We start from the raw sequence: 12807 nt of genomic DNA, 5'->3' as shown, positions 1-12807 counted from the left end.
GGTAATCAGCGTTACTCGGCCATACCCGAACGTCAAACTTCAGGATGATTGGGTCGCGTTGACCGACAAACAGCAAGCCGCCATCGTGAACGGATCGGCGCAACTGCTCGAAGTGTATGTCGGTTCCGGTGGCTGACGGGCTGCGGTTGTATCGTTCACCAGCCGTTCCGGGTGTGGTGCGTGGCAGGACCACGCACCACACGCAGAATCAATCATCTGGACGCGGGCGGTCACCAGGGTTGGCAGCTACGCGGCGTGCCAAGTCACCAGGTCGAACTCGTTGCCCTCGGGGTCGGCGAGGGTGGTCCAGCGGACGTCCGGGAGGGTGGTCTCGCTGAGGGGATTGGCGCCCAGGGCGGTTACTCGGGCGATTTCCTCGGTGTAGTGGTCGGTGATCAGGACGAGGTGGAACCTGTTGCCTGGCTTGGGGTTGGGGACGTTGTGGAACAGCATTCGGGGGCCGGTTTCGGGGGTGGTGGTGTCGACTGCCGTGTCGCCGGCGACCTTGCCGGGGCTGACCGGTCGGCCGAGGGTCTTTGCCCAGAAGTCTGCCAGGGCTGTGGAATCGACGCAGTCGATGTTCAGGGCTGCGACATTCAGGGTGATGGGGGTGGACATGGCGGTTCCTTTCGGTGGGTTGTTCGAGGTCAGCGGTTCGTGTGCTGTTCCAATCTCGATGTCACTACTCTCCGGCCTCCTGTCACGGGAGAGTCAAGAGGTGATCTACTGCGCGCCCAGAACACGACGGTGACGTCGGCCGACGAGGTGCCTACTCGATGAGCGGAGCAGTCACACGGGAACGCTCGCGCACAACTACGACGAGCCTTGAGATGTGTAACCAGCTCTGGCAGTGCATATTTCAGACACCGTCGATTGCAGGGTGATGTAACCACCGCGGCTATCTGTTAAGTGAACCCGTTCTTTCGGGCCATTCAACAAACAGGTAATTGCCATGAATATCTTTGCGAGAATTGCCATTTCGTCGATTGGCGTCGCGGCCACCGTCGCGAGCGCCGGTATCGCCGCCGCCCGACCACCCGGACAGTGCGCCAGCGACTGGCGCGGTGACACGGTCTGCATCAACGTTGCGGATGGCCAGGTGCGGGCGACCGGTCATGACGACTCCCCTGGCGCCACCGTCTTTCTCACGCTCTACAACGCCACCACCGGCACTGTGGTTGCTGGGCCGGTGGTCGACCGGTCGCTGCACGTAGACCTCCCGCCTGGCGCGTACTACGCGAACTACTACGTAGCGACCACGGATCTGGGCGACGCTCAGATCAACAGTCCGATAGTCGCCATCTAACGATCCTCGTCCGAGCCCGACGACGAGACCTCCTCCCGGCCCGACCGCGCACCCACTCATGGAGATCCATCCAGCAACACCTCCGTCACGAAGGTGTGCGAGGGTAGCAAGGTCGGTCCGTTCACGAGAGGTCACCGTTGCCCGAAGATTGCTCGAATCATATTGTCAGCCGTGATCTTTCGATTACTGTAGTGAACCGGACTTGACGGGGTAGCCAGCACCGGCTGGTCCGACGGCTCACCGAAGCGCCACTCGAAAGACATGCATGAGAACCGCGATGTATTCTCCAGCCCTCGCCGGCTGGTCTGCTCAGCTCTTCCCTGCGACACTCGGCGAGGCCACCGCGCGCCTACGGACACGCCTGACAAGCTGGATCGGGCCCGATGGGGCGATAAGGGACGGGTGCCGCAGCCGGGTGTTCGAGTCGGTGCTGGCGCTGAACCTGTTGGAGCGTATCGGGTTGGAAGGGGAACGGCGGGACCGGTTGGTCGGCTATCTGAGTGCGCAGGTTGCGGTGGATCCGCTGGATCGGATTCTGGTCGATCTGGCGCTGACTCGCACCGACACCGCGACTCCCCCGGTGGGGCTGGTCGAGGCGTTCATCGCGCAGGCGCCGGACTTCACCAGTGCGCGTAAGAACGCCATGTTCGAGGCCACGTTCGCGTTGTACGGACGCACGCCCGACAAGCTGGATCCCGAGGCCTTCGCCATGGCGGGCCTGCATTCCTGGGCCAAGGTTCAGGTCACCGCGGTGAAGGTGGTTCTGGCGGATGCCACGGGGCAGCACGAGCTCATCGATGATGAGGACGTGCGGATCTTGTTGGAAACCCAACGCCGGGAACATGTTTGGGAAAGCAACGTGCTGATCCACCTGTGGACGCTGCATGCGCTGCACAGACTGCCCAATACCGAGCAGGTGGTGGCACAGGGGATCACGAAGGCGTTGGCGCACCAGCGGGAGGACGGGGGGATGCCCTTCTCCAGCGACACCGACACCTGGTGCACCGCGACCGCGGGTGTCGCGCTCGCCGCCGCCGGTGCGGACCCGGATGTTCTGCACACCATGGCCGCTCATCTGGTGTCCCAGCAACGGCCCGGAGGAGGCTGGTCCTATACCGACCTGTCGGATCAGACCGACGTCGACGACACCTCGGTCGCCGTGCAGTTCCTCACCGTCCTGGATAAAGATCGGTACCACGAGCAGATCTGCCGCGGCGAACACTCGCTGCTGGCCGTGCACAACCCCGACGGCGGGTTCCCCACCTACATCGTGGGGGCGGCCTCCGAGGCCTGTATGACCGCCGCTGCGGTGGACGCGCTCACCCTGCGGTGGAAGCACCACCACGGTGCCATCGTCGCCGGGCTCGAGTTCCTGGCCGGTCAGCAGGGCGATGACGGGGCGTTCCCCCCGGACTGGTCCAGCAGCCGCTGGCACACCATCTTCCGGGCCCTGCTCGCCGCCTCCCGCAATCCGGGGCACTGGCCCGTCGGCCTGCGGAACATGACCGACCGGATCATCGGCTTGGTCCTGGCCGCGCAGAACGACGACGGCGGCTGGGGACAGCAGGACGGCGAGCCCAGCGACGCGATCAGCACCGCCTACGCCCTCATCGCGGTCTGCCATCAGGACGATCCACGGCCGGCGGCGCGGGCGGCCGGATACCTTCTGACGTGCCAGCGCGAGGACGGCGGGATCGACTCCATCCCGGACTCGATCGGGCCGCGGCCGCTGCGATTCACCATCGCGGCGCTGGCCGATATCTTCGTGTTGCTGGCCCTGGGACACCTGTCCCATCGTCTTGCGGCGGAGGAACTTTCATGATCGAACGAGACCATCGGCCCTGGACTCCCGCCCCGTTGTGGCTATCGTCCCGGTTTCGCGGTATTCCGACTCTCCATCGGAATATCCTGTCGTCGTAGGCTTTGGCGAGTCGCCACGCGTCGGCAGTAGCTTGGTGTGGTCTGATCGGGCAGATCCTGCGCAACCCCTTATCGGAAAGGACCACCATGTCGGACAGCCAGGGCCAGACCGGTTCACGCCTGCCGACCACCATCGACACAACCAAGCCGCACGAAGCGCGCTTCTACGATTACTGGCTCGGTGGCGTAGACCACTATCCAGCCGATCGCGCGCTCGCCGACGAGATCGCCGCTCATGTGCCCACCATTCGCAATATGGTGCGCAACAATCGCGCGTTTCTCGGTCGGGCCGTGCGTTATGCGATCGCCGAGCTCGGCATCACCCAGTTCCTCGACATCGGCACCGGTCTGCCGACGGCCCGCAACACGCACGAAGTGGCCCAGGAAGTGGATCCATCAGCCCGGATCGTCTACGTCGACAAGGATCCGCTGGTCCTCGCGCACGCACGCGCCCTGATGGCCAGCACCCGGGAGGGCAAGACCAGGTTCATCCACGCTGATCTGCATGATCCCGCCTCGATCCTGAACGACCCGATGCTCACCGCCACGCTCGATTTCGATCGCCCGATCGCCATCACGCTAACGATGATCATGATGTACTTCCGTGACGCCGATGACCCGCACGGCATCATCAAGCAATTGCTGGAGGCCGTCCCGCCGGGCAGCAGCCTGACGATCTCGCACCCGACCGCCGACTTCAATCCGGCGGCCACCGAACAGGCCGTGCGCGCATGCGAGCAGGCCGGTATCCCGATGGTCCCGCGAACCCGCGCGGAGGTCGAAAAGCTGTTCGCCGGAACCGAAATCATCGATCCGGGCGTGGTCACACTCGAGGAATGGCATCCGGAGCTCGCCGAGGTGCCGCTGTTCGAAGTCGATCCCGACGCAGGTAACTCCTGGATCTACGCGGCTATCGGGCGCAAGCTCTGAATCCCGCATAGCGACAGCATAATCAGCGAAGGCTCCCATGGGATTCCATGGGAGCCTTCGCTATTGATCGGTCAGCCCGAAAACTACCGGCGGCGCTTGGACTTCGGCGCGCGGTCACCACGGGACTCGGCGCGGGCGGCCTCGCGGCGCTCGCGGCGGGTCTGGGTGTGGTCCTGCTCGTCGCCGTACTCCTCGCGATCGCTGCGGCGAGCGGCACGGCCGCCCTCGTCCGGGCCCGAGTAGCTCAGACCGCGGGGGCCGGAGTCGTCGATGCCCTTGGCGCGCAACGGCGCCGGGGCCCCGTTGCCGTTGGGCTGGTTGGGCATCGGCGCGTCGACCATCCGGCCGACGGGCGAGCGCAGGCCCTGATCGATCGCCACGCCCTCCGGCTGCGGCGCCTGGACCTCGACCTGGAGGTTGAACAGGAAGCCGACCGACTCCTCCTTCAGCCCCTCGAGCATCGCGGCGAACATGTCGAAGCCCTCGCGCTGGTACTCCACCAGCGGATCGCGCTGGGCCATCGCGCGCAGGCCGATGCCCTCCTTGAGGTAGTCCATCTCGTAGAGATGCTCGCGCCACTTGCGGTCCAGCACGCTCAGCAGCACCTGACGTTCCAGGTTGCGCATGCTGCCCTCGCCCGCCAGATCGTCGATCTCCTTCTCGCGCCGCGCGTAGGCGTCGTGCGCGTCGTCGAGGACCGCGTCCAGCAGTTCCTCGCGGCTCAGGTCGCCGACCTCATCGTGCTCGTTCTCGCCGGTCAGATCCCGGTAGTCGATGCTGACCGGGTAGAGCGTCTTGAGCGCGGTCCACAGCTTGTCCAGATCCCAGTCCTCGACGTAGCCGTCGGCGGTGGCGCCGTTGGTGTACGCGGTGATCACGTCGGTGATCATCTCCTGGACCTGGCCCTCCATATCCTCACCGGACAGGATGCGCTGCCGCTCGGCGTAGATGATGGTGCGCTGCTGGTTCATCACCTCGTCGTACTTCAGCACGTTCTTGCGGATCTCGAAGTTCTGCTGCTCGACCTGGGTCTGCGCGGACTTGATCGCGCGCGAGACCATCTTGGCCTCGATCGGCACGTCGTCCGGCAGGTTCAGCCGGGTCATGATCGACTCCAGGGCCGCGCCGTTGAAGCGGCGCATCAGCTCGTCGCCGAGGGACAGGTAGAAGCGGGACTCGCCCGGATCACCCTGACGACCGGAGCGGCCGCGCAGCTGGTTGTCGATGCGCCGCGATTCGTGGCGCTCGGTGCCGAGCACATACAGCCCGCCCGCGTCGCGCACGGCCTCGGCGTCCTCGTCGACCTCCTGCTTGACCTGCTCGAGCGTGCCGTGCCACGCCGCCTCGTACTGCTCCGGGGTCTCCACCGGATCCAGGCCCTGGCGGCGCAGCACCAGGTCGGCCAGGATGTCGGGGTTGCCGCCCAGCACGATGTCGGTACCACGACCGGCCATATTCGTCGCGACGGTGACCGCGCCCGGGCGGCCCGCCTCCGCGATGATCTGGGCCTCCTGCTCGTGGAACTTGGCGTTGAGCACGTTGTGCGGGATACCGCGCTTGGTGAGCAGCTTGGACAGATACTCCGAGCGCTCGACCGAGGTGGTACCGATCAGCACCGGCTGGCCGGCCTCGTGCCGCTCGGTGATGTCGTCGGCGACCGCGGCGAACTTGGATTCCTCGGTCTTGTAGATCAGATCCGCCTGATCCATGCGGATCATCGGCTTGTTGGTCGGGATCGGCACCACGCCCAGGGTGTAGGTCTGGTGCAGCTCGGCGGCCTCGGTCTCGGCGGTACCGGTCATGCCGGCCAGCTTGTCGTAGAGGCGGAAGTAGTTCTGCAGCGTGATGGTGGCCAGCGTCTGGTTCTCCGGCTGGATCTCCACCCGCTCCTTGGCCTCGATGGCCTGGTGCATGCCCTCGTTGTAACGGCGGCCCACCAGGATTCGGCCGGTGAACTCGTCGACGATGATGACCTCGCCGTCGCGGACGATGTAGTCCTTGTCCTTGGTGTACAACTCCTTGGCCTTGATGGAGTTGTTCAGGTAGCTGACCAGCGACGAGTTCGCGGACTCGTACAGGTTGTCGATGCCGAGCTGATCCTCGATGAATTCGACGCCTGCCTCGTGCACGCCGACGGTGCGCTTCTTGATGTCGACCTCGTAGTGCAGGTCCTTCTTCAGCAACGGCGCCATGCGCGCGAATTCCGCGTACCACTTGGAGGAGGCGTCGGCCGGGCCGGAGATGATCAGCGGGGTGCGGGCCTCGTCGATGAGGATCGAGTCGACCTCGTCGACGATGGCGTAGTTGTGCCCGCGCTGGACCAGATCGTCCAGCGAATGGGTCATGTTGTCGCGCAGGTAGTCGAAGCCGAACTCGTTGTTCGTGCCGTAGGTGATGTCGGCCGCATAGGCCGCGAGGCGCTCGGCGGGCGTCATCCCGCCCAGGATCACCCCGACCTCGAGGCCCAGGAAGCGGTGCACGCGGCCCATCCACTCCGAGTCGCGCTTGGCCAGATAGTCGTTGACGGTGACCACGTGCACGCCGTCGCCGCTGATCGCGTTCAGGTACGCGGGCAGCACACAGGTGAGGGTCTTGCCCTCACCTGTCTTCATCTCCGAGACGTTGCCGATGTGCAGTGCCGCGCCACCCATGATCTGCACCTTGTAGTGCTTCTGGTTCAGCACCCGCCAGGATGCCTCGCGCGCGGTCGCGAACGCCTCGAGCAGCAGCTCGTCCAGCGTTTCACCGTCGGCGTAGCGCTCCCTGAGCTCGTCGGTCTTGGCTTGCAGCTGCGCGTCGGAAAGGTCCTCGAACTCCTCCTCCAGAGCGATGACCTCGTCCGCGAGCCTCGCGAGCCGCTTGACGGTGCGACCCTCACCAAAACGTAGCAACCTCGTCAGTGTCAGCGCAGGCACGGGTTCGTCAATCCTCTGGTCGGTGGTGGCGTCTTTCGGTGCTTATGTCAGCAAGGTTCATGGTAATGCGGTCACCATGGTAGAGGGCGGGCGCATTTTCATCGCAGGCGTAGTGCTGTCACCCGCCATTCACCGCGACGGGCGACGATACGCGCGGCGAGAGCGAACCGTCGCGTCCCCCGTTCGTAGCCGCCGAAGACCTCGACGACCCCGGGCCGCACCGGCACGATATGCACCCCTACCAATACCGCGACGCCCAGTCTGCGGTCGGCGGCACAGGCGCGGACCAGCGTCTCCACCGCCGAAATCACGGCGGGGGCGGCCAGCGGACGCAGCTGCGGCGCCCCGCGGCGGCCGTCCAGCACCTCCAGCACCAGCCGCAGCGAACGCTCAGCGAATCGTTTTGCCGCCAAACCATTCTCATCGGTCGCGGCGTACGATGTACAACGTCCGGTATGTGGCGACCGGCGGCGCGCCGCAGGCGTGACCATGCCGTGGGCGGACATACTGGACACGACACCATGGCGGCAGGGCAGCGTGGCCCCGCGTACAGCGTCCGGCGTCAGCGGATCGTCCCGCAAGGGCGGTTCGCACTTCGGCGCATGCGACAGCGAACGACGAGACTCGACCATTCCCTTCCCCCTCGGCTAGTCGGACCGTTCACCCCTGGACGGACCGCAATAGCATGCCACGCCGTTCGCGAGAAGGTCGCTGCTTTCACATCCAACACCACCGGCTGACGCTGTCGTCCGCCACCCACGACGATTCGACAAGGGGTACCGCACGAGGTGATCACGAGACTGACGCCGCAGGACACGTCGTTCTTCCGGCTGGAGTCGAGCAGCAATCCGATGCATATCGGCTCCCTCGCGATCGTGCGCGACCCCTATCCCGGTGAGCACTCCGCCGAAGGCGTCCCCCAGAGCACGGACTCGCCCGGCCCGCTGACCCACGACCGGCTGCTGGACCTGGTGGGCAGGCGACTACCGCTGGTGCCGCGCTACCGGCACCGGGTGCGCGAGGTCCCGTACCAGATCGGACGGCCGGTATGGGTCCCGGACAGCGGGTTCGACCTCACCCGGCACGTGCGGTGCTCAGCCCTGCCCGCGCCCGGGACCGACGCGCAGTTGCTCGACCTGGTCGCCCAGCTGGCCTCACGCCCGCTGGAGCAGACCCGCCCGCTGTGGGAGATGCATCTGATCGAGGGCCTGTCCGGCGGCCGCCGCGCGATCTTCACCAAATCCCACGCCGCGCTGGTCGACGGCACGACGGCGCTGGAGATCGGGCATGTGATCCTGGATACGACTCCCGTCCCGCGGGCGCTGAACCCGGTCGCCTGGTTCCCCGAGCGCGAACCCGCCGACCTGGAATTGCTGGCCATGACGGCGATCGAGCTGGCGGGCCAGCCCAGCGAGGCGCTAGAGGCGATACGCCGTCCCCTGGCCGGCACCGCCGGACGGGTCCTCGGCGCGGTACGCACCGCCGCCGGCGGCACACCCGACGGCCCGTTCAACGCGCCCACCTCCCGCAACCGACGCCTCGAGGTCGTGTCCACCAACCTGGACGACTACCGCACGATCCGCAAACGGTTCGACTGTTCGGTCAACGACGCGGTTCTCGCGGTCGTCACCGGCGCGCTGCGTGTATTCCTGCAGTCCCGCGGCGAGGTGCTCACCGAGTCCGAGGTGCTGCGCGCGGTGGTGCCGATGGCGGTATATCCGGATCAGGCCGAGCCCAGTCGGCCCGACGCGGGCGGGGAGGTGTCCTCGTTCCTCATCGATCTGCCGGTGGGTGAGCAGAATCCGGTCATGCGCATATCGCATATCGCGCACGCGACCGAGACCAATTACGCCAATCGGCGCGGCGTGCGGGCGCGCGTACTGGTCCATATGGCCGGATTCGCTCCGGCGAGCCTGCATGCGATGAGTGTGCGCGCGGCGAGTACGTTCGCAGAACACACGTTCAACTTGGTGATCACCAACGCGCCGGGTCCGCAGCGGCCGATGTACGTCGGCGGCGCGCGGATGCTGGAGATGTATCCGGTATCGCCGCTGCTGCGCAACCAGACCACGACCATCGGAATCACGTCGTACGACGGGCGGGTGTTCTACGGTCTGAATGCCGATCGCGATGCGATGGCCGATATCGGTGTATTGGCCGCGGCGGTCGACGAGTCCATGGAGGAGATGCTCGGTGCCTGCGTCCAGTAAAGCTGCCGGTAACGGCAAGCTGCGGGTCTACGTCCCGGCGACCATCGCGATGCTGCGCGCCCTGGTGGCCGATCGCGAGATCCGCGCGGTCAACGACACCGCCTTCGCGGTCACCCCGGCACTGCGCGAGTCCTACGCCTCCGGTGACGACGAGGAACTGGCCGAGGTCGCCATGATCGAGGCGGGTCGCGCGGCGCTGCGGTTGCTCGCCCAGGAGCGCGAGGCCGCGCTGCTGTCCGGAGAGAGCTCCGATACCCCCGATGACGACACCCCCTACTCCAGCCCCGTCTACCGGCGTGCGGTGATCGCCGCCGACGTCACGGGCGCGACCCTGCGCTCGGACCTGGACGACGCGGTGGTCCGCCTCGACGCCCCGATCACCTACTCGCAGATCGCCTCGGTGCATGTCGACCTGGCCGAGGCCGAGCCCGCGGTGGCCAAGGCGGTGGACGTCATCGACGCCGCCGACCTGGGCAACGAGGACGCCGAATTCGTGCTCGGCGACGCCGAGGATCATCAACTTGCCTGGTACGGGGCGCAAGAGCTGCCGTTCCTGCTAGAGCTGTTGTAAGTCCTCACACACCGGCGCCGCGCTAACCTACGATGCCGTAACCTAGCTCCAAGGGCCGCGCCACCCGGGCGCACGAGCATAGGGAAATGAGCATTCGCACGATGGTCTCGAAATCGGTACAGGGCATTCGCGCATGGCTGGAGGCTCCGGTCGCCGAGGCGAAGGTGGCCGGACGGACCCGCCTCGACGCGCTGCGCGGCGCGGCCGCGCGTGTCACCACTCCCCTGCTACCCGACGACTACCTGCACCTGGTCAACCCCCTGTGGTCCGCGCGTGAGCTGCGCGGGCGCATCGTCGATGTGCGCAAGGAGACCGCCGACGCGGTCACCCTGGTGATCAAGCCCGGCTGGGGCTTCGATTTCAAGTTCACCCCCGGCCAGTACATCGGCATCGGCGTCCTGATCGACGGCCGCTGGCACTGGCGCTCCTACTCGCTGACCAGCCCCCCGGACTGGACCGATCCCGACAACCGGGCCAAGCGGGTGATCTCCATCGCGGTGAAGGCGATGCCCGAGGGATTCCTGTCCAGCCATCTTGTCAACGGCGTGCCCGAGGGCACCGTAGTGCGCCTGGCCGCACCGCAGGGTGGTTTCGTGCTGCCCGAGCCGACCCCGGCCAAGGTGTTGTTCCTCACCGCGGGCAGCGGCGTCACGCCCGTGATGGGGATGCTGCGCACGATGGACCGCCGCGCGAACATGAGCGATGTCGTCCACATCCACTCCGCGCGCACCGCCGAGGACGTGATGTTCCGTGACGAGCTGGCCGAACTGAACGAGAAGTACGCGGGCTTCACCTCCCATGTGAATCTGACCGGTGATCGGGGCAAATTCGCACTGTCCACCCTGGACGAGCTGTATCCGGACTGGCGTGAACGCCAGACCTGGGCGTGCGGCCCGCTGGAGATGCTCAACGACATCGAGAACCATTGGACCGCGGCAGGGCTGGCCGAGAACCTGCATATCGAGCGGTTCGAGGTCGAGCGTTCGGCGGTCGGCGAGGGCGGCACGGTCACCTTCGCGCGCACCGGCCGTAGCGCGCGGGTCGACGGCGCCACCACGCTGATGCAGGCCGGGGAGGACGCGGGCGTTCGGATGCCGTTCGGATGCCGGATGGGCATCTGCCAGACCTGTGTGGTCGCTATCACCGACGGGCATGCCCGCGACTTGCGCAACGGCATGGAACACCAGGCCGGGGAGAAGATCCAGACCTGCATTTCCGCTGCGGCCGGTGATTGCACCCTCGATGTGTGAAACCCGTTAACCGAAGCCCGCTACCCTCGGTATCGGCATTATGATGCCGCGTATAGGCAATCACTCCGAAATCCTCATGCGTCGACCGAAGCGAGGCATCCGACCACCGTGGCAATCACCGACATCAAGGCGTTCGCACATCTGACGACGTCCGATATCGAGGCACTAGGCCAGGAGCTCGACAGCGTCCGACGCACGGTCGAACTTTCCCTGGGCGATCGTGATGCGAAATACATCCGCGGCACCATCCGCACTCAGCGCATGCTCGAGGCCGCGGGCCGGATCACGCTGTTCGCCGGTAAGCGCCGTACGGCCTGGCTCACCGGCACAGCTCTGCTCGCCCTGGCCAAGATCATCGAGAACATGGAGCTCGGGCACAACATCAGCCACGGGCAATGGGACTGGATGAACGACCCGGAAATCCACTCCACCACCTGGGAATGGGATATGACCGGCACGTCCGGCCAGTGGAAACGGGCGCACAACTACTCCCACCACACCTATACCAACGTGCTGGGCAAGGACGAGGATCTGGGTTTCGGCATCCTGCGGATGACCCGCGACGAGCAGTGGCGTCCGCTGCACCTGCTCCAGCCGCTGGCCAATCTCGTGCTGGCCGCCACCTTCGAATGGGGCATCGCCTTTCATGATCTGTCCGCGGAGAAGGATCAGCTGGGCGTGAACAGCTGGCAGGTGCTGTCCGAGCCGAACAAGGCGTTCGCCCGCAAGGCCGGACGGCAGTTGGCCAAGGATTTCGTGATCTTCCCCGCGCTCACCGGCCCGGCCTGGAAGCAGACGCTGAAGGCCAATGCGACGGCGAATCTGATCCGCAACCTGTGGACCTACGCGGTGATCTTCTGCGGCCACTTTCCGGACGGCGCCGAGAAATTCACCGAGGAGCATTACGCGAACGAGACCCGCGGCGAATGGTATCTGCGCCAGATGCTGGGCAGCGCCAATTTCACCGCGGGCCGGGCGATGGCGTTCATGAGCGGCAACCTCTGCTATCAGATCGAGCACCATCTGTTCCCGGACATTCCGAGCAGCCGGTACCCGGAGATCTCGGTCCGGGTGCGCGAACTGTGCGATAAATACGATCTGCCCTATACGACCGGATCGATGGGCAAGCAGTATCTGCTGGCCTTCCGCACCATCCACAAGCTGGCCCTGCCCGACCGGTATCTACGCCGCACCGCGGACGACGCGCCCGAGACCTCCTCGGAGCGCAAATTCACCGACCTGCTGCACTGGCCCGGCGTTCCCGGCACCGATGCCGTCGTCGATCCTGATACCGGCGTGCGGCGCGGGCTGCGCTCGGCCATGGCCGAGGCGAAGGTGGCCCTGCGGGAGAAGGCGCGGCAGGAGAAGCAAGCGCTGCGCGAGGCCAAGCAGTCCCTGCAGGAGAAGGCCCGTCTGGAACAGCAGTCGCTGCGGGAGACGACGCTCGCCTTCCAGGAGAAGGCGCGCGTGGAGCAGCAGGCGTTCCGGGATGCCACGCAGGCCTGGCAGGACAAGGCGCGCGAGGAACAGCAGGTGCTGCGTCGCCGTGCGCTGCGGGAACGGGCGCTGTGGCGGGTACGGCGGCGTCAGCGTGCGCGCCGGGTCGGGGACGCATAAGATCCTCACGACCCACCCCGCTGGCTCCGCAAGCTCCGTCGGCTCACATCCTCCAATGCGGCGTACGTCACAGTTGTGATTCGATACG

The 12807-nt window shown here is 66.0% G+C and carries 10 protein-coding genes; 7 read left to right on the top strand and 3 right to left on the bottom strand.

What is annotated here, in order from left to right:
* Positions 1-246: 246 nt before the first annotated feature.
* A complete protein-coding gene (locus tag JZ791_RS10970) occupies positions 247-618 on the bottom strand; it encodes a VOC family protein (protein ID WP_216894123.1) in 372 nt (123 codons plus the stop codon).
* 334 nt (positions 619-952) lie between these two features.
* On the opposite strand from JZ791_RS10970, the gene JZ791_RS10965 reads away from it, so the two are divergent.
* From JZ791_RS10965 to JZ791_RS10955, 3 genes are all read left to right on the top strand, one after another.
* Complete coding sequence (locus JZ791_RS10965) at positions 953-1306, top strand: hypothetical protein (protein ID WP_216894122.1); 354 nt, start codon at positions 953-955, stop codon at positions 1304-1306.
* 277 nt (positions 1307-1583) lie between these two features.
* Positions 1584-3128 (top strand): prenyltransferase/squalene oxidase repeat-containing protein, encoded by a 1545-nt coding sequence (locus tag JZ791_RS10960; RefSeq protein WP_216894121.1) that lies wholly within the window; start codon positions 1584-1586, stop codon positions 3126-3128.
* 185 nt (positions 3129-3313) lie between these two features.
* Positions 3314-4156 carry an SAM-dependent methyltransferase gene (locus JZ791_RS10955; protein WP_216894120.1) on the top strand — a complete coding sequence of 281 codons (843 nt, stop codon included), beginning with the start codon at positions 3314-3316 and terminating at the stop codon, positions 4154-4156.
* A gap of 83 nt (positions 4157-4239) precedes the next feature.
* Here the strand turns inward: JZ791_RS10955 and secA are convergent, their stop codons facing one another.
* Positions 4240-7071 carry a preprotein translocase subunit SecA gene (gene secA / locus JZ791_RS10950; protein ID WP_216894119.1) on the bottom strand — a complete coding sequence of 944 codons (2832 nt, stop codon included), beginning with the start codon at positions 7069-7071 and terminating at the stop codon, positions 4240-4242.
* 98 nt (positions 7072-7169) lie between these two features.
* Positions 7170-7484, bottom strand: a complete 315-nt coding sequence (locus tag JZ791_RS10945; RefSeq protein ID WP_216894118.1) for an Rv3235 family protein — start codon at positions 7482-7484, stop codon at positions 7170-7172.
* 375 nt (positions 7485-7859) lie between these two features.
* On the opposite strand from JZ791_RS10945, the gene JZ791_RS10940 reads away from it, so the two are divergent.
* The 4 genes from JZ791_RS10940 to JZ791_RS10925 all read left to right on the top strand — a co-directional run bounded on the left by JZ791_RS10940 (position 7860) and on the right by JZ791_RS10925 (position 12719).
* Positions 7860-9281, top strand: coding sequence for a WS/DGAT/MGAT family O-acyltransferase (locus JZ791_RS10940; protein ID WP_216894117.1), 1422 nt, complete (start codon positions 7860-7862; stop codon positions 9279-9281).
* A gap of 19 nt (positions 9282-9300) precedes the next feature.
* Positions 9301-9852, top strand: a complete 552-nt coding sequence (locus JZ791_RS10935) for a DUF6912 family protein (RefSeq protein WP_438804504.1) — start codon at positions 9301-9303, stop codon at positions 9850-9852.
* Between the two features lie 86 nt (positions 9853-9938).
* Entirely contained in the window at positions 9939-11102 is a 1164-nt protein-coding gene (locus JZ791_RS10930) for a ferredoxin reductase (protein ID WP_438804502.1), read from the top strand.
* Positions 11103-11210: 108 nt separating this feature from the next.
* On the top strand, positions 11211-12719 hold the full coding sequence (locus JZ791_RS10925; protein WP_216894116.1) for a fatty acid desaturase: 1509 nt from the start codon (positions 11211-11213) through the stop codon (positions 12717-12719).
* Positions 12720-12807: the final 88 nt, after the last annotated feature.

The sequence above is a fragment of the Nocardia alni genome (assembly GCF_019038435.1).
In the GTDB taxonomy this organism is placed as follows: domain Bacteria; phylum Actinomycetota; class Actinomycetes; order Mycobacteriales; family Mycobacteriaceae; genus Nocardia; species Nocardia alni.
Note: the sequence above shows the minus strand (reverse complement) of the source record. Positions and strands in the feature narration are given on the sequence as shown.